Source organism: uncultured Kordia sp. (assembly GCF_947489565.1).
GTDB lineage: Bacteria > Bacteroidota > Bacteroidia > Flavobacteriales > Flavobacteriaceae > Kordia.
On sequence record NZ_CANLEA010000005.1, the window covers coordinates 164,602 to 187,463 of the forward strand.

At 34.0% G+C, this 22,862-nt stretch carries 20 protein-coding genes; 14 read left to right on the forward strand and 6 right to left on the reverse strand.

Annotated elements, in window-relative coordinates:
• Window positions 1-2 precede the first annotated feature (2 nt).
• The gene (locus Q0845_RS08460; protein WP_298511708.1) at window positions 3-923 is read right to left on the reverse strand and encodes a spondin domain-containing protein; all 921 of its coding nucleotides are present in this window, start codon (window positions 921-923) and stop codon (window positions 3-5) included.
• A gap of 110 nt (window positions 924-1,033) precedes the next feature.
• Here Q0845_RS08460 and Q0845_RS08465 point away from each other — a divergent pair, with 110 nt between their 5' ends.
• Complete coding sequence (locus Q0845_RS08465) at window positions 1,034-1,657, forward strand: LysE family translocator (RefSeq protein WP_298511710.1); 624 nt, start codon at window positions 1,034-1,036, stop codon at window positions 1,655-1,657.
• 32 nt (window positions 1,658-1,689) lie between these two features.
• On the opposite strand, the gene Q0845_RS08470 is transcribed toward Q0845_RS08465, so the two are convergent.
• Window positions 1,690-1,884 carry a hypothetical protein gene (locus Q0845_RS08470; protein ID WP_298511712.1) on the reverse strand — a complete coding sequence of 65 codons (195 nt, stop codon included), beginning with the start codon at window positions 1,882-1,884 and terminating at the stop codon, window positions 1,690-1,692.
• 147 nt (window positions 1,885-2,031) lie between these two features.
• Between Q0845_RS08470 and Q0845_RS08475 the strand changes: the two genes are divergently transcribed.
• From Q0845_RS08475 to guaB, 4 genes are all read left to right on the forward strand, one after another.
• Complete coding sequence (locus tag Q0845_RS08475; protein WP_298511714.1) at window positions 2,032-2,769, forward strand: hypothetical protein; 738 nt, start codon at window positions 2,032-2,034, stop codon at window positions 2,767-2,769.
• Window positions 2,770-2,828: 59 nt separating this feature from the next.
• Window positions 2,829-3,692 carry a hydroxymethylglutaryl-CoA lyase gene (locus Q0845_RS08480; RefSeq protein WP_298511717.1) on the forward strand — a complete coding sequence of 288 codons (864 nt, stop codon included), beginning with the start codon at window positions 2,829-2,831 and terminating at the stop codon, window positions 3,690-3,692.
• Window positions 3,693-3,768: 76 nt separating this feature from the next.
• The gene (locus tag Q0845_RS08485; RefSeq protein ID WP_298511719.1) at window positions 3,769-4,374 is read left to right on the forward strand and encodes a hypothetical protein; all 606 of its coding nucleotides are present in this window, start codon (window positions 3,769-3,771) and stop codon (window positions 4,372-4,374) included.
• A gap of 120 nt (window positions 4,375-4,494) precedes the next feature.
• Window positions 4,495-5,970 (forward strand): IMP dehydrogenase, encoded by a 1,476-nt coding sequence (gene guaB / locus Q0845_RS08490; protein ID WP_298511721.1) that lies wholly within the window; start codon window positions 4,495-4,497, stop codon window positions 5,968-5,970.
• Window positions 5,971-6,060: 90 nt separating this feature from the next.
• Here the strand turns inward: guaB and Q0845_RS08495 are convergent, their stop codons facing one another.
• From Q0845_RS08495 to Q0845_RS08510, 4 genes are all read right to left on the reverse strand, one after another.
• Complete coding sequence (locus Q0845_RS08495) at window positions 6,061-6,255, reverse strand: class I lanthipeptide (protein WP_298511723.1); 195 nt, start codon at window positions 6,253-6,255, stop codon at window positions 6,061-6,063.
• A 176-nt stretch (window positions 6,256-6,431) separates the two neighbouring features.
• Window positions 6,432-6,953 (reverse strand): OmpH family outer membrane protein, encoded by a 522-nt coding sequence (locus Q0845_RS08500; RefSeq protein ID WP_298511725.1) that lies wholly within the window; start codon window positions 6,951-6,953, stop codon window positions 6,432-6,434.
• Window positions 6,954-7,062: 109 nt separating this feature from the next.
• Window positions 7,063-7,299 carry a hypothetical protein gene (locus tag Q0845_RS08505; RefSeq protein WP_298511727.1) on the reverse strand — a complete coding sequence of 79 codons (237 nt, stop codon included), beginning with the start codon at window positions 7,297-7,299 and terminating at the stop codon, window positions 7,063-7,065.
• A gap of 128 nt (window positions 7,300-7,427) precedes the next feature.
• Entirely contained in the window at window positions 7,428-8,168 is a 741-nt protein-coding gene (locus Q0845_RS08510; protein ID WP_298511729.1) for a T9SS type A sorting domain-containing protein, read from the reverse strand.
• Between the two features lie 257 nt (window positions 8,169-8,425).
• Here Q0845_RS08510 and Q0845_RS08515 point away from each other — a divergent pair, with 257 nt between their 5' ends.
• The 9 genes from Q0845_RS08515 (at window position 8,426) to Q0845_RS08555 (ending at window position 22,862) form a co-directional block, all read left to right on the forward strand.
• Complete coding sequence (locus Q0845_RS08515) at window positions 8,426-10,408, forward strand: peptidylprolyl isomerase (protein WP_298511731.1); 1,983 nt, start codon at window positions 8,426-8,428, stop codon at window positions 10,406-10,408.
• A 5-nt stretch (window positions 10,409-10,413) separates the two neighbouring features.
• A complete protein-coding gene (locus Q0845_RS08520) occupies window positions 10,414-11,262 on the forward strand; it encodes a peptidyl-prolyl cis-trans isomerase (protein WP_298511733.1) in 849 nt (282 codons plus the stop codon).
• A 1-nt stretch (window position 11,263) separates the two neighbouring features.
• Window positions 11,264-12,685, forward strand: a complete 1,422-nt coding sequence (locus Q0845_RS08525; protein WP_298511735.1) for a peptidylprolyl isomerase — start codon at window positions 11,264-11,266, stop codon at window positions 12,683-12,685.
• Between the two features lie 7 nt (window positions 12,686-12,692).
• A complete protein-coding gene (locus Q0845_RS08530) occupies window positions 12,693-13,646 on the forward strand; it encodes a MoxR family ATPase (protein ID WP_298511737.1) in 954 nt (317 codons plus the stop codon).
• Between the two features lie 227 nt (window positions 13,647-13,873).
• Window positions 13,874-14,752, forward strand: coding sequence for a DUF6438 domain-containing protein (locus tag Q0845_RS08535; RefSeq protein WP_298511739.1), 879 nt, complete (start codon window positions 13,874-13,876; stop codon window positions 14,750-14,752).
• A 340-nt stretch (window positions 14,753-15,092) separates the two neighbouring features.
• Window positions 15,093-17,363: an aconitate hydratase gene (locus Q0845_RS08540; protein WP_298511741.1), complete on the forward strand. Its 2,271-nt coding sequence runs from the start codon at window positions 15,093-15,095 to the stop codon at window positions 17,361-17,363.
• A 315-nt stretch (window positions 17,364-17,678) separates the two neighbouring features.
• Entirely contained in the window at window positions 17,679-18,989 is a 1,311-nt protein-coding gene (gene pabB / locus Q0845_RS08545; RefSeq protein WP_298511743.1) for an aminodeoxychorismate synthase component I, read from the forward strand.
• Window positions 18,990-19,170: 181 nt separating this feature from the next.
• Window positions 19,171-20,481, forward strand: coding sequence for a tRNA lysidine(34) synthetase TilS (tilS, locus tag Q0845_RS08550; RefSeq protein ID WP_298511745.1), 1,311 nt, complete (start codon window positions 19,171-19,173; stop codon window positions 20,479-20,481).
• Window positions 20,478-22,862, forward strand: a complete 2,385-nt coding sequence (locus Q0845_RS08555) for a thioredoxin family protein (protein WP_298511748.1) — start codon at window positions 20,478-20,480, stop codon at window positions 22,860-22,862. Before tilS ends, Q0845_RS08555 begins: the two co-directional genes overlap by 4 nt.

Below are 22,862 nucleotides of genomic sequence, written 5' to 3' on the forward strand. Positions count from 1 at the left end.
AATTAAAACAATACTTTTTTAGTCACAATTCCATTCTCTGATTGTAGTTTTACAAAATACAATCCACTCTTTGCTGTTGGAAAAGTCAGTGTTTTAGCAGCTTCATTTGTTGGCGTTGCATATTGTTTCACGAGATTCCCGATAGCATCATACACAGCAATTTGTTCAATGGTTTTTCTACTTGAATTGTATATCTGAATAGACTTCGTATTTGAATTGGTAATGATCTGAATTGGAGATTTCGCATCTACGTCTTCCGTACTTAACGAAACCAACGTAATGGTCAACGTACCCACTTTTGCATTTGAAAAAGGAGCAATGTTCTGTAACGGATGAATCAATTCTTGCGGATCACTTTCTGGATTGATAAATTCATACATATCTCCATCTTCGGTGCCTGCATCATACGGGAACAAATCCATCACAATAGACGGTTTCCAATCTCCATTAGTATCTATCAAAGACAAACTATTCACCTGAATCATCCAATCGGGACTAGGCGCAATCATAGAAGCTAAGGAAAGTAACGGAAAATTACTATTTGCAGTTACATTCACAGAAGCGCTAGCTGTTGGGGAAAACGCATCAAAAGGCTGATGAATATAAAGACTGGCATTTCCTGCAGTAATTGCATTCTGTACTTCATTGCTAAAAGCATCATTCACGCCTCTTTCTGCTACATCTTCAATTCCTGTAGTGGCCAATGTTCCCGGACTCACAAAAACAATAATATTATTATGCAGCGCGCCTACTAAATCAGACCAATGCGCATTTGATGGAAAATTAGGATACGGATGTGTAGCATCGCTCCAAGTTCCTTGAAATGAAATTATATAATTTGCAGTTGCGGTTTGCGCCTGTGTGACAAGTGTGAAAAATAAAATAAAAATACTAGTGTTTATATGTGTTTTGATCGCTTTCATAGTCTAATCCTATCGTTTATTCTAAGTCAGTCGTTGCAAAAAGGAATTTCATTACAGTGCGAGTTGTTAAATTAAAAAGATATATTTTTATACACTCAAAAATCATTGTATTGAATATAGAAATACTCATAGGATTTATCACGGCAACATCACTCTTAGCCATTTCGCCAGGACCTGATAATATTTATGTACTCATGCAGAGTATTGTAAATGGACGTAAATACGGAATTGCAACAGTTGCAGGATTAATGACAGGTTGCATCATTCATACCACATTAGTGGCATTTGGAGCTTCTACGATATTAAAACAGAATCCTAAAGTATTCTTTGCTGTAAAGCTTTTAGGTGCATTGTATTTAGTATATCTGGCATACAAAGTTTTCAAAAGTCCAAATACGATTGAATTAGAAGGCGATGCTGTGCCTAAAAAGTCAATGTTTGAATTATTCAAGCAAGGATTTATCATGAATGTGCTAAATCCGAAAGTAACCTTATTCTTTTTGGCACTATTTCCGGGATTCTTATTCAGTGATACGATGAGTGAAGTATTGCAATTCTACATTCTTGGATTCATCTTTATCTTGGTATCTTTCATTGTTTTTGGAGCTTTTGCGGTTTTTGGCGGAACCATCTCAGAATCGATCAAAAAAAATAAAAACATAGGAATATATATGAAGTGGCTACAAATAGTAGTTTTTATAGGAATTGCCGTGTATATTATGGTAACAGATTAAAAAGGCGAACCAAAGTCCGCCTTAGTACGTTTTTAGTCATCTGGACATGTCAATTTAGTTACACAAATTAATACGCAAGACAAAGTGGTGGGTTTTTGACAAAAAGGAATAATCGTAGTAAGATCGCCTATAATAATAGAAGTGGCACCTTCACCTGCTTTTATTTGATCAAGATTAGCAATAGACTTTTTGTTCAATTTCAAATTTTTTAAATTCTTTTTTTTCATGATAATATGTTTTAATGTAAATTAATATATATCAAGTTACTGGTAAATAAAGCATTATCATAAAGTTGTAACTCGTATTTATAAAATACAGAGTTGTTTTTTTGAGAGAGAATTAATTTTTAAAACATTGATTATTAGAATTTTAAAATGCTGTATGTAATAAATAAAAAATACTTTTTACTCTTTTCGTTAGGATTTTTTCTAGCAACGATTATTGGTACACAAACACATGAATTGGGACATATTGCTGTGGCAAAAAGTTTAGGCTATGAAACCACATTGAGTTATGGAAGTATGTCACATAACTACAAGGGATTTGCTGAAGATGAAGATGTGATTGCTTGGCGAAATATCTTTAAAAATATAAAATCAGATGAAGAACTTACACAATCTCAAAAAGAGGAAACAGGAAGACTATATAAAAAAATAAAAGAAAAATATCCAATAAACGAAAAGCATAACTTTTATGTGACACTTGGCGGACCTGCACAAACCATTTTAACATGTTTTATTGGACTCTTTATTTTGGCATATAGAAACACAAACAGACAAGAAAATTTCAAATTTGTAGATTGGCTAGCAGTGTTTATGTCGCTCTTTATTCTCCGCGAAGTATTCAATACAGTGATGGCGGGCGGAAGCTACTTTATCAATGGAACCAACAATTTTAGAGGAGATGAATTTGGAATTTCAATATATCTCGGATTCAGCAAATGGACAATTCCCATTATGACAGCTATTTTAGGAGCTATCATTGCAAGTTTTGTCATTTTTATGATTGTGCCTAAAAAGTACCGATTTACCTTTATGCTAGCAGGTTTTTTTGGAAGCATACTAGGTTTTGTTATGTGGTTCAATTACTTAGGACCATGGTTATTTTCTTAACAAAATCTGTTATAAAAAACATTTTCTAAAACGTTTTCGTTGTGTATCTTTGGCATTCTATGGAGAACATTAAAATAATAGAATGCCCACGTGATGCCATGCAAGGTATCAAGATGTTTATTCCAACAGAAAAAAAAGTACAGTACATTCAATCCTTGCTTCGCGTTGGCTTTGATACGATTGATTTCGGGAGTTTTGTATCACCAAAAGCTATTCCGCAAATGGTAGATACTGCTGAGGTATTGTCAAAATTAGATTTGTCTACGACCGAAAGTAAATTGCTTGCCATTGTAGCCAATGTTCGTGGTGCCAATGACGCAAGTACACATCCAGAAATTCAATACTTAGGCTATCCGTTTTCGATCTCAGAAAACTTTCAAATGCGTAACACACACAAAACCATTGCGCAATCCATAGAAACATTACAAGAAATTTTAAACATTGCCGATAAAACCAACAAAGAAGTTGTGGCGTATCTTTCCATGGGATTTGGAAATCCGTATGGAGATCCTTGGAATGTAGAAATTGTAGGAGAGTGGACAGAAAAACTCTCTCACATGGGCGTAAAAATACTATCGCTTTCGGATACTATTGGTTCTTCTACACCAGAAGTGATTGACTATTTATATTCGAATCTCATTCCAAAATATCCAGAGATCGAATTTGGTGCTCATTTACACACAACACCAAGTTCATGGCACGAAAAAGTAGATGCAGCTTACAAAGCAGGTTGCAGACGTTTTGATGGCGCTATTCAAGGTTTTGGCGGTTGTCCGATGGCAAAAGATGAACTCACAGGAAACATGCCTACCGAAAAAATGGTATCCTACTTTACAACGGCAAAAGCCAATGCAAATATTCAAGCCATGAGTTTTGAATCGGCATATAATGAAGCTTCTAAAATCTTCAACTACTATCATTAAAGTTCTGTTTTACTGTTGAATACGGTATGATTATTGATGCTTTTGTGTTATGCATTAACATAAAAAATTACGTATTATGATCAATTACCTTTACCCAGTAATAAAAAAAGCAACACTTTTCATTTTCTGTCTATTTTCTTTTTCGCTAACCGCGCAAGATGCAGGTTTAGAAATACTTGCTGTCACAACGCAACAACTTCAAAACAATGATGAAATGTACTTTTATAATGGAAGAATTCATCTCAAAGACAACACTGTTTTAGAAGGAAGAGTGAGCATTAACGATCGAAGATATGGAGAACACTTTACGGTAGTAAGAATGAAAGATTCTTGTAAATACATTCCAAATACTAAAATCAATGCTGTCATCATGTATGAAGAAAAGGATGATGTAATTATAGAGACAAAATTTGAAGCTTTAGATCATGGAGATAAATTGTACAGAGAAATTTTTTACAACGAAAAAAAGAACATTACTGTATATGATTCTTTCGAAAGACCTTTTAAGAATCATTTGGGCTATGGAGTCTTTGTAAAGGAAAATGGAGTCATTACAAATACCTATGATTTCTGGACATCAGGACCTAAAAAAGACCTAATCAACTACATCAATAAAAGAGATAAAACCAAATACAAACGAAGAGATTTTAAAACCTTACAAGACCTGTTTGATAAACTATAGCTAGCATTGAAGACCTGCGAAAGTAAACCCTGTTATTAATAAATTGTTATCTGCTGTAGCAAATAGTATTAATTATTGAAAAAGTAGTATATTTGCACGCAATTATATTTTAATTGCACAATGACAGCACACAACAACAAAATTCTAGGCGAAGGTTTAACATATGACGATGTCTTATTAGTTCCAGCGTTCTCCGAAGTACTTCCAAGAGAAGTTAGCATTCAAACAAAATTTACGAGAAATATAACAATCAATGTTCCTATCATATCGGCAGCGATGGATACGGTTACAGAATCGGCGATGGCAATTGCGATGGCACGTGAAGGTGGAATTGGTGTGTTACACAAAAACATGACGATTGAGCGACAAGCGCAAAAAGTACGCAAAGTAAAACGTGCCGAAAGCGGAATGATCATCGATCCAGTTACTTTACCACTAACAGCGATTGTTGCAGATGCCAAAGCAAGCATGCGCGAACACAGTATTGGAGGAATTCCAATTGTAGATGAAGAAGGAACTTTGAAAGGTATTGTAACGAATAGAGATTTACGTTTCGAACATAACAATCAACGTCCAATTATTGAGGTAATGACCAGCGAAAACTTAGTTACATCTTCTGAAGGAACTTCGTTAAAAGATGCTGAGGCAATTCTACAAAAAAACAAAATTGAAAAATTGTTAATTGTAGATGGAAATTACAAACTGAAAGGACTCATTACTTTTAGAGATATTACGAAAGTAACGCAAAAACCAATCGCAAATAAAGATTCTTACGGACGTTTACGTGTCGCAGCTGCATTAGGAGTTACGGCAGATGCAGTAGAAAGAGCAGAAGCTTTAGTAAACGCAGGTGTAGATGCTGTTGTGATTGATACAGCGCACGGACATACCAAAGGTGTGGTAAATGTACTAAAAGACGTAAAAGCAAAATTCCCTGATCTTGAAGTCATTGTTGGAAATATTGCTACTGGTGCTGCGGCTCGCTACTTAGTAGAAGCTGGTGCCGATGCAGTAAAAGTAGGAATTGGTCCAGGATCTATCTGTACAACAAGAGTTGTCGCTGGTGTTGGATTTCCACAATTTTCTGCGGTACTAGAAGTTGCTGCAGCGATTAAAGGAAGTGGTGTTCCTGTTATTGCAGATGGAGGAATTCGTTATACAGGAGATATTCCAAAAGCTATTGCAGCAGGAGCAGATTCTGTGATGTTAGGATCATTACTAGCAGGAACCAAAGAATCTCCAGGAGAAACGATCATTTACGAAGGAAGAAAATTCAAATCATACCGCGGAATGGGTTCTGTAGAAGCTATGAAACAAGGATCAAAAGATCGTTACTTCCAAGATGTTGAAGCAGATATCAAAAAATTAGTTCCAGAAGGAATTGTAGGTCGTGTACCGTACAAAGGAAACTTAGACGAAAGTATTCACCAATTTATCGGAGGATTACGTGCTGGAATGGGATATTGTGGAGCAAAAGATATTGAAACACTCAAAGAAACAGGACAGTTTGTGCGTATTACGGCAAGTGGAATCAACGAAAGTCATCCACATGATGTTGCTATTACCAAAGAAGCACCAAACTATTCAAGAAGATAATTATATATTTTACATAAAATACAAAAGGCTGTTTACATTTCGATTTCGCTCAATGTAAGACAGCCTTTTTTTCATACTAAGGTTTCCTTCTTAAGGATTCGTATCTGTTGGTGGGCATTGTGCTGCACACTTCAAGAAATTACTTGTCTGTACTCCATAACATAAATCTGCAAAAATAGTTGTGAAAAGTGTCGTTCCAGTTCCTCCTTTAGCAGCTTTATCAGAAAGTGAAGAAATAGTTCTCTTCTTTAAGGTTAATCCGTTTTTTAAATTTCTTTTTTTCATGATTAATTGATTTTGATTTGATCTCAAGATATTAAATCATCAATGTTTTGTGAAGAAAATCAGGAGAATAAACAGGAAGTACTGCCTCAAATTCAAGAATTTGAGATCAGTGATGAGCATAAAAAAAGCCTTGTACTTACATGAAATACAAGGCTTTGTATGTTTTAAAGAAGAATTTACTTCTTAGTTTCTAATTTAAGACCGAGTTTTGTCGCGGTTTTTAATGTAAGATCAAACGCTGGATCCACATACGCCAATTCGTTTCCATCAAGTGTAAAAACTTGTGTATACTTTTCAGTTTTTGCAACTGCTGCAACAGCATCACCTACCTTTTTATACAACGGACGCATCAATTCATCTTGACGTAACTGTACTAACTGTACTGCGTTTTGTCTGAATTTTTGAATATCATTTTCTAAATCGAAAATTTCTTTTTGCTTTTTCTTTTTATTTTCCTCCGTCATAGTTGCAAAAGCTTTATTAGCTTCTTCAACTTCCTTTCCGTAAGCGTCTAATTTAGCTTTTAAATCAGCTTGTAATTCTTTTTCATACGATTCCATTCCTGATTTAACACTAGCAATTTCTGGTAATTTAGAAACAAGAATGTTAATATTAACCGTTCCTACTTTTGTTTGCGCAGTAACTGTGTATGAACAAAATACGATAGCGAATGTGTAAAGTAAATGTTTAATTTTCATTAGATTATATTTTTTAATTTTCAAAGTTGGCTAATGTAATGAAAACATCATACCAAAAAAACAAAGTTGTACAAAATTAACGTTTTTAACATGCTTTTTTCACGAAAAACTATGCTTCAACTCGTTGTCCTCTATGTGGTTTTAACTTTTCTCGCATAAATGGAACATCTTCTTCATTAATAATCATAATAGCTGCAGCGTGCATTTCTGAAAATTCTACTACTTCGATCGATTCTCCATGGATATTTTCCATTTTAATAAAATCACGTAAGTGAATGCAATGATGCTCGGCAGTTCGTTTTCCGGATGGACCTCTAAAATCCCAAATCAATTTTACTTTTCCCATTCAAATATTTTTTGCAAAAATAACCATCTAACATGAAAAAATATGTAAAACATAAAAAAAGCGAATGAAAATCATCCGCTTTGTATATTATATGTTGTTGTAATTGTTGTATCTAAATTGATCTAAAATCACTTCGCAACAATCTTAAATGTTTTCGAAAATGTCGGAGAAGAAATTTTTACGATGTAAATATTATTCTTTGGTAAATCTAAATATTTAGTGAAAGTGCCATTAATCGCTACATTTTTTAAATCAACTACTTTGCGACCTAATAAGTTATAGATTGCGATATTTGAAGTCGTATTAATTCCAGAAATTTCTAGTTTTCCACCATTATAGCGTGTTAATACGTTTGTTTTAGAACGATCATTGGTACTCAACGTACTACTATTTAAAGTATCATCAACCAAATCTATAAACAAATCAACAGTTTGATTATTTCCGCCGCCGCCAAATTGATTTTGGAATAAAAAATTGATTCCTAAGATGTTTTCATTTTCTAAAGAAGGAAACATCATTCCTGGTGTGAACGTAATTTCATAAGTATTTGATGGAGCAGAAGCATCTCCGTCTGTCAAATTCAACACTGGTTGCCAAGTTAAATCATTAAAATCTCCTGGAACGGCTTGAAAAACGCCACTACTTGTTTGCAATCCTAAATACATATAAATAGAATTTTGATTCTCAGAATAAAAATTATTGATGATGTCTGTATCTTCAAATCGGATTGTAATTTCATCATTAATCGTGGAAGTAGTTGCCGTTACTGAATTAGTTGCACCATCATAGCCTACAAAACTCAACACTTCTTGAGAAAAACCTACTGTTGTCTGTAGTATAAAAAATAATAAAAAGTAAATTTTCTTCATATGAGTTAATTTTTAGATAAAATTAGGTTAAAAACACCAAAGTTCAAAGTTGTAATATTATGTTTTTTTATTGTAAATATTCAATAATTAAGCCAAAAAGTGAAAAAGCATATAATAATAGACTTTCTATTTAGTTGTGTAATATTGATGAATTCTTATTTTTGTCTTTCTCAAAAAACAGATTAAAGAAATTTACTGTATAATATATGTTGATTAAAGAGAAATTATATTTGACAGAAATACCTAAAAAAAGATACATGAAAAAGAGCATTCAATTACTTCTCATTCTTTTTATAACGTTCACAAGTTTTGGACAATCTAAAAAAGACAAAGTATTATTTACGATCGAAGATGAGCCTACGTATGTCTCAGAATTTTCAAGAGTATACAAAAAGAATCTTGATATTATTGACAAGAAAGATCAGAAAGAGATTGAAGAATACTTTGATTTGTTTCTTGAATATAAGCTAAAGTTGAAAGAGGCAAGAAGCTTAAAACTTGACGAAAAAGATTCGTATAAGAAAGAATTGGCAGGATACCGAAAGCAATTGTCTAGAAACTATCTTACAGATAATAAGGCTACTGAAAAATTGACAAAGGAAGCATACGATCGTTTGCAAAAAGAAGTGAAAGCGAGTCATATTTTAATCAAAGTATCACTAGATGCGGCTCCTCAAGATACATTGGCTGCCTATGAAAAAATCATGAAACTTCGTACATCTATTCTTGATGGTGCTGATTTTGGAGAAGTTGCGATGAAAAATTCAGACGATCCATCTGCAAAAGGAAACAAAAATATTCCAGCAAATAAAGGGAATCTAGGCTACTTTTCTGCATTCCGAATGGTATATCCGTTTGAATCTGCTGCATTCAACACGAAGGTGGGAGAAATTTCAATGCCAATTCGTACGCAGTTTGGATATCATATTATAAAAACAGAAGATATTCGCGATAATGTTGGTGAGGTAACCGTAGCTCATATTCTATTATTGGATAAAAAAGAAGGTGAAAACAAAGAAGATCCTGCACAAAAAATAAAAGATATCTACTCGCAAATTGAAGCTGGTGGCGATTTCGGAACATTGGCAAAGCGTTTTTCTGAAGACAGAAGCTCTGGTGTAAACAATGGAAAACTGCCAAAATTTGGACGTGGACGTTTGCGCTCAAAAGCTTTTGAAGAAATTGCTTTTTCATTAAAAGAGCCGAATGAAATCTCTAAACCATTCAAATCTGAATTCGGATGGCATATTGTACAGTTAGTGTCAAAACATGCAATGAATAGTTATGAGCAAGAAAAAGCAAACCTAGAACGTAAAATAAAGAATGACAAAAGAGCAAATGTGATTAACTCTTCAATTCTTAAGAAAATAAAAAATCTATATAAAATAGAAGAAGGCGAGAATGCAAGAAGTGATTTTTATGAATTGGCAGATGCAACCTTTTTCAGTAAAAACTGGAAAAAACCAACTGATGAATCATTCTTAAATAAAACCTTATTCCAAGTAAAAGATACGAAAGTAACGTATGATGAATTTGCGACGTATTTATTAAAAACGCGTGCACGTATGATGATTAAAAGTCCAGATGGAAAAGGATTTATCAATCGTTATTACACAGAATTCATGAATGGCAAATTGATGGCTTTTTATGAAAATGATTTAGAAAACATCAATGAAGAATTTGCCGCAATCTACGGAGAATACCGTGATGGTTTATTATTATTTGATTTAATGGAAACGGAAATCTGGGAAAAAGCAAAAACAGATACGATTGGCTTAGAAAAATTCTTCAATGCAGCAAAAGATGATTACAAGTGGAAAAAACGTGCAGAAGGCGTTATTGCTTCTTGTACAAAAGAAGAGGCTGCTAAAAAAGTACAACAACTTTTAAAAGAAGGAAAATCATTAGATGAAATCAAACAAGCGATCAACACAGACAACAAAGTAGATGTTATCTTTTCGCCTGGCGTATATGAAGAAGGACACAGAAACTTGCCTAAAGATTTCAAATTTGAAAATGGTGTTTCTAAAATTTTCAACGACGGAAAAACAGATTTTACCATTGTAAAAGTGAATGAAATCATGCCGGTGAGTTACAAAAAGCTTTCTGAAATCAAAGGAAAAGTGATCAGTGACTACCAAGTACATCTCGAAAAAGAGTGGATAAAAACCTTAAAAAACAATTACAAAGTAAAAATAAACAAGCGAACTTATCGTAGACTAGAAAAACTCGTAAAATAATCATATTGAGAAAACTAAGTGTCATAATTGCGGTCTTTCTATGTATTTCTTGTGAATACTTCCAATCTAAAGATGTGGGCGAACCTGTAGCTAGAGTTGGAGAAAGTTATTTGTACAAGAGCGATTTAGAACCGTTACTTTCAGACAATATAAATGCACAAGACAGTGCTATTATTGTCAGCAATTATATTGATCGTTGGGCTACGCAAGAACTCTTCATCCAAAGAGCTAAAATCAATCTTCCGCAAGAAAAACAAGATGCATTTGAAGAATTGGTGGAAGAATACCGAAACGATTTATACATTGAAGCGTATAAAGAAGCTATTGTAAAACAATCGATTGATACAATGGTGACAAGTTTTGATGAAGCATCGTATTATGCAACGAACAAAGAAAACTTTAAACTCAATGAAGAATTATTAAAGTTGCGTTATATTAATATTGCTAAAGACAATTCGAATATTGACGAAATCATAGAACGTTTTGAACGCTTTGATGTAGAAGATAAAACGGTATTAGATTCCTTAGCGATTCAATTCAATAACTACTCATTAAACGACTCTATTTGGGTAAAACAGACACAGATTTTCAATAAAATTCCTGTCATAACTAACGAAAACAAAGATAAATACTTAAAAAAATCACAATTTTCTCAGATAGAAGATTCATTAGAACTATATTTGGTGCGAATTGAAGATAAAATAGGTAGAAACGATATTGCGCCACTCGCGTATGTTCGTCCTACAGTTCGACAAATCATTCTCAACAAGCGCAAGCTTGAATATATCAGAAAATTAGAAAAAGACATCACAAAAGATGCAATTAAGCAAAAACAGTTTGAAACTTACAATTAACATGAAGCGAAGTATATATGTACTTATGCTGCTTGTAGCATTTGGAATGCAAGCGCAAGAAAAGGACGATGCAACCGTGGTTTCTGAAACCATGATGGAAGCGAAAACACAAGTGAAAGACTCTACAAAATCAAACACAAAACGTGTCAAAATTGATGGTGTGGCCGCAGTAGTGGGCGATTTTGTCATTTTAGATTCTGATGTAGATAAATTTTTGTTGGATTTAAAACAACAAGGAGTGAATTCTACAGACTTAACAAAATGTGGTCTATTAGGGAAATTAATGGAAGACAAATTGTATGCACACCACGCAATACAAGATAGTATCTCTGTTTCTGATGGCGAAATTAACGATCGTGTAAATCAATCTATAGAATACTTCAGCCAACAAACTGGAGGAATGGAAAACTTATTAAAGTTCTACGCAATGGAAGATGAAGCATCACTTCGTAAGCGTTTAACAGAAATCACGAAAGTACAATTCTTAACCAACAGAATGCAGTCAAAAGTGGTGCGTGATGTGGAAATTACACCAGAAGAAGTACGTCAGTTTTTTGAAAAAATTCCTGTAGATCAACGTCCAGTAATTGGTGTTGAATTAGAAGTGTCTCAGATTCTTATTGAACCAGAACCTTCAAAAGAAGCTGTAGACAAAGTCATCAAAAAACTAAAAGACATCAAAGCGGAAGTAGAAGCAGGTTCTAGTTTTGGAACCAAAGCAATCTTATATTCTAAAGATAGAGCTTCTGGTCGTCAAGGTGGTTTAATGCCAATTAACAAAAGAATGTCTTTAGCAAAAGAATTCAAGGACATGGCATTCTCATTGCAACAAGGTGAAATTTCAGATCCGTTTGAAACTGAATTTGGATGGCATATTGTAATGGTAGATAAAGTTCGTGGACAGGAAAGAGATGTACGTCACATTCTATTAATTCCTGAAGTAACGGCAGACAAATTAGAAGAAGCACGTAAAGAAATAGATACCTTACGTACACGAATTATTGATGGAGAACTTACCTTTGAAGAAGCAGCTCGATCATTCTCAGATGATAAAGAAACGCGTAACAATGGAGGGAAATTAATCAATCCTGCTACGTTTGATACACACTTCGAATTGACAAAAATGGATCCTGAGCAATATTCGCAAATCGAACCATTAAAAGGTGACGAAATCTCAATTCCTTTAATTGATGAAACTCGTACAGGTCAAAAAAGATTCAAGCTACTTAAAGTAACCAATCGTTACGATGAACACGTAGCAGACTATTCTAAAGACTACATTAAAATCAAAAGTTTGGCACTCAAAGAAAAACAGCTGAAAGAAGTTGGGAAGTGGATCAAACAAAAGATTGAAGATACCTACATTAATGTAAACTCAGACAATCGCAACTGCGAATTTCAAAATAACTGGTTAAAAAAATAATAATTCTATGTCAGACGTTGCTGCTATTGAAAACCTTGTAAAAAAACACAAGGAACTCAAGGATGAAATCTCTAAAATAATTGTTGGTCAAGAAACAGTAATAAATCAAATATTACTTTCTATATTTTCTGGCGGACATGCCTTATTGATTGGTGTTCCAGGACTAGCAAAAACGTTAATGGTAAATACCATTGCTACCACTTTAGGATTAGACTTTAAGCGTATTCAGTTTACACCAGATTTAATGCCGAGTGATATCTTGGGAAGTGAAATCTTAGATGAATCAAGAAATTTTAAATTCATCAAAGGTCCGATCTTTGCAAACATCATTTTAGCAGATGAGATCAACCGTACGCCACCAAAAACGCAAGCTGCTTTACTAGAAGCCATGCAGGAGCGTGCTGTAACGGTTGCTGGTCAACATTACAAATTAGATTTACCATACTTTGTATTGGCAACACAAAACCCAATTGAGCAAGAAGGAACCTATCCGTTACCGGAAGCACAATTAGACCGTTTTATGTTTGCCATTCACTTAACATATCCAACGTTTGCAGAAGAAGTAGAAGTTGTAAAAGCAACAACTACCGATGTTGAAGCTTCTGTAAAACCATTATTCAATGCGCAGGAAATCATTAAAATTCAACAACTCATTCGTAAAATTCCAGTAGCGGATAATGTAATTGAATATGCAGTGCGTTTGGTGTCTAAAACACGTCCAAAAGAAGCAAGTGCTATTGATATCGTAAAACAATATGTAGATTGGGGAGCAGGACCAAGAGCTTCGCAAAACCTAATCTTAGCAGCAAAAGCACATGCAGCAATCAATGGGAAATTTTCTCCAGATATTGAAGATGTGCAAGCAGTTGCCATAGGAATTTTATCGCACAGAGTCATTAGAAATTACAAAGCTGAAGCTGAAGGAATCACAATTGAAAAGATTATAGAAAGTTTATTCTAAAAGAAAACATACTTTAAAATCATATAAAAAATCACAAGCAACTGTTTGTGATTTTTTTTGTTTTAAATAATATCAAGTTGTTAATACGAATTTATATCACCATCAAATTTTAAAAAAGCAACGGTTCGTTGTATATTACGATTAAAGACAATCATATGAAGAGATTGATGCTATTAATACTACTAATTTTCACTTCCAATATTGCATGTGCTCAAACAATTAAAAATTTGAAAACATTCAAAGAAGTAGTAACATTCCTTGAAAAAGAAATCAATAAGGAATATACTTTTGAAGCAATTTTTGAAGGAGAAAACGAAATTGACACAGAAGATTTTAACGAAGTTGTTCAAAAAATAGACTTAGACAATAATGGAACTACGGATGTAATCATTGATTATATTGGTGATCCGATCTTTATTTTAGATAGAGGACATAATGTCTACAAAGAAATAAAAATGTTAGATGTTAATAGAGTTTGGGAAGGTGAAGAACTGACCTCAATGGTAATGAAACAAATTGATAACAAAACTATTTTTATTCGCGAAATAAAGTTGCCATCCTATACTACTGAGAAATCAAAAAACATCATTATTAAGAAGAATCAAAAAGACGTTGTTTATGATCGAAAAACAAATAAAGCAACTGAAGTTATTCGTGATCGTAAGTTTCGGGTTGATACTTTGGAAGTCAAATTTGGAGATTTCGTAGCATCTAATCCCAATAAGAAAAAAATAAAAAACAAAATCAAAGAAATTCATTTTGAAGCAACTCCTTGCTACGGAAGCTGTCCTGTATTTGAATTAAAAATAACTTCGGATGGAAATCTAGAATATCATGGAAAGCAATCTACCAATTTTATAGGACGAAAAAAACTAAAACTAGACGCAACGCAATTAGAAGAATTATTTGGACTTATTGAATATATGGATGTTAAAAGCCTAAAAGATCGCTATGCGGTAAATGCAACAGACAATCCATCTGGAAATCTCAAAGTTGTTTTTAAAAATGGAGATATAAAAGAAATTTATGATTACGGACGGTTCGGAACATATAACCTACGGGTTGTTTATAAAAAACTGATGCAAATAAGTGATGATATAAAGTAGCGCAAAAAATGCTCATATTTTGTTTGAATTTAATAAAATTAGCAATTTTAAGAGTTTCTGCACCAAAAAAACTAGCTGCAATCTGCCAAAAATACCATTCAAATACTATCAAAGAAACATATCAATTTCGTGTATTTTTGAGGATATCGAAATTTTAAACGCCTAAATTATGAATTTCGTAATTTGAAGTGTTTTTTTTATCCAATTTTAAATTTAATTCAACAAAATTGAATATTTGGTAAAAATAATTCGCTCAAAATAATGTTATACTGTTGATTTTTAAAAATCAAGATAATTTCGTAATTTCGCTGGACTTTCAAAAACACTAAAAAACGAATATATGGCCTTTGATATTGACATGATAAAAAAGGTTTACGAAACAATAGTGGAACGTGTAGACAAAGCACGCGAAATTACTGGTAAACCATTAACACTTTCAGAAAAAATACTATACTCACATTTATGGGATGGAACGGCAAACAAAGCGTTTGTTAGAGGAAAAGACTATGTAGATTTTGCTCCAGACCGTATCGCTTGTCAAGATGCAACCGCACAAATGGCATTATTGCAATTTATGCAAGCTGGGAAAAGCAAAGTAGCAGTTCCTACAACCGTTCACTGTGATCACTTAATTCAAGCAAAAGTTGGTGCAACTACCGATTTACAGTTTGCAATGAATAACAGTAGTGAAGTATTTAATTTCTTAGAGTCAGTATCAAACAAATACGGAATCGGATTCTGGAAGCCAGGTGCAGGAATTATTCACCAAGTAGTATTAGAAAATTATGCCTTTCCAGGCGGAATGATGATCGGAACAGATTCGCATACAGTAAATGCTGGTGGATTAGGAATGGTTGCCATTGGAGTAGGTGGAGCTGATGCAGTAGACGTAATGGCTGGAATGCCTTGGGAATTAAAATTTCCTAAATTAATAGGTGTAAAATTAACTGGAAAAATTTCTGGTTGGGCAGCACCAAAAGATGTCATCTTAAAAGTAGCCGGAATTGTTTCTGCAAAAGGAGGAACAGGCGCTATCGTAGAATATTTTGGACCTGGAGCTGTATCAATGTCTTGTACAGGTAAAGGAACCATCTGTAACATGGGAGCTGAAATTGGAGCAACAACTTCAACATTTGGATACGATGAATCTATGGAACGTTACTTACGTGCAACCGATAGAGCAGATGTAGCTGATGCAGCAAACGAAGTAAAAGACTATTTAACAGGAGATGCAGAAGTGTATGCAAATCCTGAGCAATATTTTGATCAAGTTATTGAAATTAACTTATCAGAACTTGGCCCATTATTAAACGGACCATTTACGCCAGATTTATCTACAACAGTTGGTTCAGAAATGACAGGTAGAGCACAAGAAAAAGATTGGCCACTTCAAGTAGAATGGGGATTAATTGGTTCTTGTACGAACTCTTCGTATGAAGATTTATCAAGAGCATCTTCTGTTGCACAACAAGCTTTAGACAAAGGAATAAAAATGAAGTCTGAATTAGGAATCAATCCAGGATCAGAACAAGTACGCTACACAGCAGAACGTGACGGAATCTTAGATATATTCGAAAAACTAGACGCCAAAATATTTACAAACGCTTGTGGACCTTGTATCGGACAATGGGCACGTTATAGCGATCCTAAAAATGCACCAAAAAACAGTATTGTTCACTCATTCAACAGAAACTTTGCTAAGCGTGCAGATGGAAACCCAAATACACATGCATTTGTAGCTTCTCCTGAAATTACTGCGGCAATCGCAATTGCAGGTCGTTTAGATTTCAATCCAATGACTGATACATTGATCAATGAAAATGGAGAAGAAGTAATGTTAGACGAACCAACAGGATGGGAATTGCCTCCAAAAGGTTTTGATGTAAAAGATAACGGATACTTAGCACCAGAAGAAGACGGAAGTGGCGTAGTCGTAACCGTAGCGGATGATTCTGAACGTTTACAACTATTAACTCCTTTTGTACCACTTGGAGATGCTATTACAGGAGCAAAACTATTGATCAAAGCACACGGGAAATGTACAACTGACCATATTTCTATGGCTGGACCATGGTTACGTTTCCGCGGGCACTTAGATAATATTGCAAACAATACGTTAATTGGAGCTGTCAATGCATTCAACATGAAAACGAACTTTGTAAAAAGTCAGTTAGATGGAGAATATGATGCTGTTCCAAAAACGCAAAGAGCATACAAAGCAGCAGGAATCAAAACAATAGTTGTTGGAGATCACAACTACGGAGAAGGTTCTTCTCGTGAGCATGCAGCGATGCAGCCAAGACACTTAGGTGTGGCAGCAGTAATTGTAAAATCATTTGCACGTATCCACGAAACAAACTTGAAAAAACAAGGAATGTTAGGATTAACTTTTGCAAATGAAAATGATTACGATTTAATTCAAGAAGATGACACGTTCAACTTCTTAGACTTAAACGAATTTGCGCCAGGAAAGCCATTAACAATTGAAGCAGTTCATGCAGATGGAAGCAAAGACGTAATCTTAGCGAATCATACATACAACCAAAGTCAGATTGACTGGTACAATGAAGGTTCTGCCTTAAACTTAATCAAAAAAGAAAACAACGCTTAGTAGTAAACAAGCACGTTTTTAATCATACAAAAGCTCTGAACGAAAGTTTGGAGCTTTTTTTTGAAATAATTTTAAAGAAAAATACAAATAGTATATACTAAATAACTTACAACTGGCGTTATAGTGTCATAGTATTGCTACTATTTCATTTGGAAAGCCTTGGATGTATGTTCAAGGTTTTTTGTTTTTAAAAGTCTTTCATTAAAAAAATACAAACGCCAAACACTAACAAAGCACACATAAATGCACAAACAAACCATAAAGATTTGGCAAACTGCTTAGTAATTGTGAAATTAGCAGCTTAAACTTGAATTCTTGAGAGTCACGTTAAAATTTTCCCTAGAAAACTCAGTATCTATAAAGCAACAATTGTTGTTATGGAGTCAACAATATCACGAAGTGGTTTGGCTCGATTCTAATAAGTATCACTCGCAAAGCAATGAATATGATGCGATACTTGCGGTAGATGCATTGACGCTTTTACAAACAGATGCCGTCAATGGTTTTCAAAAACTAGAAGAATATCAAAAAATAACTAACGACTGGATTTTCGGGTATTTATCGTATGATTTAAAGAATGATGTTGAAAACTTAATTTCACAAAATCATGATGGTTTAGACTTTCCAGAATTGTATTTCTTTCAACCTAAAAAAGTATTCTTTCTGAAAGGGAACATGCTTGAAGTTCATTATTTATCAATGGTTGATGATGAATTGCAAAGTGACGTTCATACAATTTTGAATACAAAAATTGATCAAGAAGTATTCAATCATGAGGATTCTAACAAAGAACATCGTCCCAAAATAAAACTTCGAATTCATAAAGATGAATATCATGAGAAAGTAACAAAAATGCTTGCGCATATTCATCGTGGTGATATTTATGAAGCAAATTTTTGTCAGGAATTCTATGCAGAAAATGCTGAGATTGATCCGCTTTCCACATATACACATTTAAATTCCATTTCAAAACCGCCTTTTGCAACCTATATGCGATTGGAAGACAAGTATATTCTGTCGGCTTCGCCAGAACGTTACATTAAAAAGAAAGGCACAAAAATTATTTCGCAGCCCATCAAAGGAACTGCAAAACGTTCAAAAGATGCGGAGGAAGATCAACAATTCATAGAAAATCTAAGAAACGACGAAAAAGAACGTGCAGAAAACATCATGATTGTCGATTTGGTACGAAACGATTTGTCAAAAACGGCCATCAAAGGAAGCGTACAAGTGCCTGAGCTTTGCAAAATATATACCTTTGATCAAGTACATCAAATGATTTCCACAGTAGTTTCTGAAGTTACAGAAACACAAAATCCTATCGAAATCTTAAAAACTACCTTTCCAATGGGAAGTATGACTGGAGCTCCAAAAATTTCTGCGATGCAAATCATAGAAAACTTAGAGGAAACCAAACGCGGTATCTATTCTGGAGCCATTGGTTATTTTACACCAAACAATGATTTCGATTTCAATGTGGTCATTCGTTCTATTCTTTACAACAGCACAAAAAAATACGTTTCGTATTCGGTTGGCGGTGCCATTACTGCCAAATCTATTCCTGAAAAAGAATACGAAGAATGTTTAATAAAGGCAAAAGCCATGCGCGAAGCTTTAGAATCATAAATTAGAATGGTCTTTTTATCTAATTTTTTGAAGTAAAACGATTCTCTTTTTTCTCAAATTCTTGTGAGAAACATAACACTTTGGTAACATTTCTAGGTCGTTTTCATGGTTAATTCGTCTATTTAATTATCTTTGGGAACAGTAAGTATAATAAGGGTTCTACTCTGTTTAATCTATTCGTTTGCTAGGAAATATAGAGAAACATATTGCTGAGCATTTATCATTTTTGAAGGCGTCAAAATTATTGATTGCCATCAGTGGAGGATTGGACAGCGTAGTATTGGCAAAACTTTTTTATGATTTGAAATTTTCAGTTGCTTTTGCGCATTGTAATTTTCAATTGAGAGGAGAAGAAAGTGATGGTGATGAAAGTTTTGTAAAGCAATTAGCCGCCAACTGGAATGTAAAAGTATTTACCAAGAAGTTTGAAACAGAAAATTTTGCAAATACTCAAAAAATTTCCATTCAAATGGCTGCACGAGTATTGCGTTACGAGTGGTTTCAGGAAATTGCCAATACCTATGAATACGATTATATCTTAACAGCGCATCACAAAGACGATGCACTGGAAACGTTCTTAATCAATCTGTCACGCGGAACAGGAATTGAAGGTTTAACTGGAATTCCTCAGCAAAACGAAAATATTGTACGTCCACTATTAACATTCACGCGAAGTGATATCAAAGCATATGCAGAAGCACATAATTTGCAGTGGCGAGAAGATAGCAGCAATGCTTCTACAAAATACATTCGCAATAAAATAAGACATGATATTGTACCGTTGTTAAAAGAATTGAATCCAGCGTTTATGGACAATTTCGAAAAAACACAAGAATATCTGCGTCAAAGCAAGGACATTCTTCACGAAAGTGTTCAAAAGCTTCGGGAACAATTTGTAGAAAATGTTGCAGACGGTCAGTATAGAATTGAAATTGACGAATTACAAAAACTCGCAAATCCGAAAGCATATACTTATGAATTGCTCAAAGAATTTGGATTTAATGCTTGGGACGATATTTCAGATTTGTTGACAGGACAGAGTGGGAAACAATTATTTTCACCCAACTATCGATTGATTAAAGACAGAGCGTATTTGTTAATTCAAAAACGCACAAATGAAGAAACTGCTTCCGAAATTCTAATTAACGATTCGGAATCAATAATAAAAACACCTATTCGACTACAAATCGAAGAAGTAACGCGCATAACTGATACAGGAAAAAACGTCTTATATGTTGAAAAAGAGATGTTAAAGTTTCCATTAATCGTAAGAAAATGGCAAAATGGAGACTATTTTTATCCATTCGGTATGAAAGGAAAGAAAAAGTTAAGCAAATACTTCAAAGATGAAAAGTATTCGTTGATTGATAAGGAGAATCAATGGTTGCTTTGTAGTGGAGAAAACATTGTATGGATTATTGGAAAACGCTCCGATAATCGGTACAAATTAACCAAACCAACTAACACAATTATTAAGCTAACATTGCAATGAAAAAATTAATTACGCTCTTACTTTTATGTGTGTCCAGCTTTGCGGTACATGCACAAATGAACGATCCTGTACAATGGACTTCTGAGATTGAACAAATTTCGGACACCGAATTCAACCTAATTTACAAAGCTGAAATTCAAACAAAATGGCGTTTGTATTCTCAGTATTTGGGAGAAGGAAGTGGTTTTCCAACAGAGTTTATGTATGACTCAATTCAACAAGTCAGTGATTTTAAACTGGTAGGGAAAAACGAGGAAAGTAAAGGAATTACCAAGTTTGATAAAGTATTTCAAGCAGAACTTACATATTTTACCGGAACTGCAACCTTCACACAAAAAGTAGAAGTCACAAACCCCAATTTGACTACAATTACTTCTGAAGTGATTTATCAAAGTTGTGACGATGAAAAATGTGTTTTAGGAGATAAAGAATTCACCTTTGAAATTCCAGGAAGAGAAAATGTACTTCAAAATCAACAATCAAAAATATTTGATCCAGTACAATGGAAAGGCTCTGTAAACAAACTGTCTGATGACGAATATGAGCTAGTCATGGATGCTACTGTAGAAGACAAATGGCATTTATACTCACAAAAAAGTTATGGAGACGATGGTCCTTTTCCAACTGAGTTTTCTTTTATCGATGCAGGTAAAGGTTATCAAACTGTAGGAAACGTAGAAGAATCAGAAACCAAAGAAGTATTTGATAAGGTCTTCAATAAAAATATTTCTTTTTACGAAGGAAAGGCAACATTTACTCAAAAAGTAAAGGTAACAGATAAGAATATCAAGGATATCATTGCAGAAGTAGTATTCATGGTATGTGATGATGAAAAATGCTTACCACCAACTGCTAAAGAAGTTAAGTTTAACTTGACGACAGCGAAAGCCGTTAAAAAATCTGGGAAAGGAGATTCTAAGAGAAGCTTGTGGGCTACATTCTTTATTGCTTTCGGACTCGGATTTGGAGTATTACTAACACCATGTGTATTTCCTATGATTCCTATGACCGTAAGTTTCTTTACGAAGCAAAGTAAAAATAGGTCAACAGGAATTAGAAATGCAATACTTTACGGATTATTCATTATCGTAATTTATACAGGTTTAGGAACCGCTATTTCTGCACTATTTGGATCGAATGTCATGTACGACATTTCCACAGGAGTTACCTTTAACTTGATCATGTTTTTAGTCTTAATGATCTTTGCATTCTCGTTTATGGGAGCATTTGAAATTATGTTACCTAATTCCTGGATGAACAAAGTAGACCAACAATCGAATCGTGGAGGAATTATAGGAATCTTCTTTATGGCATTGGCATTGGCGATTGTATCGTTTTCATGTACATTTCCAATTGCAGGAACAGCTTTATTAGAAGCAGCTACAATAGGAGGAATCACACCAATTATTAGTATGTTAGGATTCTCTTGTGCTATTGCAATTCCGTTTGCATTATTTGCTATTTTCCCTGCATGGATGAATTCTTTACCAAAATCAGGAGGTTGGTTAAATACGGTAAAAGTATTCTTAGGTTTCTTAGAACTTGCTTTTGCGTTCAAGTTCCTATCAATGGTAGATATCGTTTTAGAAACACATTTCTTAGACAGAGAAGTATTCTTAGCGATTTGGATTGCTATTTTTGGAACGCTTGCCTTATATCTTTTTGGAAAAATTCAATTGCCACACGACAGTCCATTGCAAAAAATATCAGTGGGAAGAGCCTCTTTAGGAATGCTAGTATTGGCATTTACACTATACATGCTGCCAGGATTATGGGGAGCGCCATTAAAAATGATTAGTGGTTTTCCACCACCAATGAATGGATTTAGTGAATCTCCATACGGAGTAGGTTATAAAAAGAATGTACAGGCTAATGTGAATTATTCTGATGCAAATCATAAAGATCAACCTAAACTAGAAGAAGAAGTATCGCATGAAGGACCACATGGAATTATTGCCTTCTTAGATTACGAAAAAGGACTAGAATACGCTAAAAAAGTAAACAAACCAGTAATGATTGATTTTACTGGAGTAACTTGCGTAAATTGTAGAAAAATGGAAGAGCAAGTGTGGACAGAAGGAAATATTTTGAGCATGATTAAAAACGATGTTGTTTTAATCTCTTTATATGCAGATAACAGAACGAAGCTTCCAAAAGAAGAGCAATATGAATCAAAATTAACAGGAAATAATGTTCGTACGATAGGAGATAAGTGGAAAGAATTTCAACAAACACGCTACAATACCAATGCACAACCATTATATGTGATTCAAGATGTAAATGGAAATGATTTAACAGAACCTGTTGCCTATACACCGAATCCAGTAGAATATGAAAAGTGGCTACAAGATGGTATTGATAAATTCAATAAAAAGAAATAA

Bases quoted from the DNA above. Each gene is read 5' to 3' on its own strand.
- Q0845_RS08460 (WP_298511708.1), bottom strand. From the start codon at position 923: ATGAAAGCGATCAAAACACATATAAACACTAGTATTTTTATTTTATTT.
- Q0845_RS08470 (WP_298511712.1), bottom strand. From the start codon at position 1,884: ATGAAAAAAAAGAATTTAAAAAATTTGAAATTGAACAAAAAGTCTATT.
- Q0845_RS08475 (WP_298511714.1), top strand. From the start codon at position 2,032: ATGCTGTATGTAATAAATAAAAAATACTTTTTACTCTTTTCGTTAGGA.
- Q0845_RS08480 (WP_298511717.1), top strand. From the start codon at position 2,829: ATGGAGAACATTAAAATAATAGAATGCCCACGTGATGCCATGCAAGGT.
- Q0845_RS08485 (WP_298511719.1), top strand. From the start codon at position 3,769: ATGATCAATTACCTTTACCCAGTAATAAAAAAAGCAACACTTTTCATT.
- guaB (WP_298511721.1), top strand. From the start codon at position 4,495: ATGACAGCACACAACAACAAAATTCTAGGCGAAGGTTTAACATATGAC.
- Q0845_RS08495 (WP_298511723.1), bottom strand. From the start codon at position 6,255: ATGAAAAAAAGAAATTTAAAAAACGGATTAACCTTAAAGAAGAGAACT.
- Q0845_RS08500 (WP_298511725.1), bottom strand. From the start codon at position 6,953: ATGAAAATTAAACATTTACTTTACACATTCGCTATCGTATTTTGTTCA.
- Q0845_RS08505 (WP_298511727.1), bottom strand. From the start codon at position 7,299: ATGGGAAAAGTAAAATTGATTTGGGATTTTAGAGGTCCATCCGGAAAA.
- Q0845_RS08510 (WP_298511729.1), bottom strand. From the start codon at position 8,168: ATGAAGAAAATTTACTTTTTATTATTTTTTATACTACAGACAACAGTA.
- Q0845_RS08515 (WP_298511731.1), top strand. From the start codon at position 8,426: ATGAAAAAGAGCATTCAATTACTTCTCATTCTTTTTATAACGTTCACA.
- Q0845_RS08525 (WP_298511735.1), top strand. From the start codon at position 11,264: ATGAAGCGAAGTATATATGTACTTATGCTGCTTGTAGCATTTGGAATG.
- Q0845_RS08530 (WP_298511737.1), top strand. From the start codon at position 12,693: ATGTCAGACGTTGCTGCTATTGAAAACCTTGTAAAAAAACACAAGGAA.
- Q0845_RS08540 (WP_298511741.1), top strand. From the start codon at position 15,093: ATGGCCTTTGATATTGACATGATAAAAAAGGTTTACGAAACAATAGTG.
- Q0845_RS08555 (WP_298511748.1), top strand. From the start codon at position 20,478: ATGAAAAAATTAATTACGCTCTTACTTTTATGTGTGTCCAGCTTTGCG.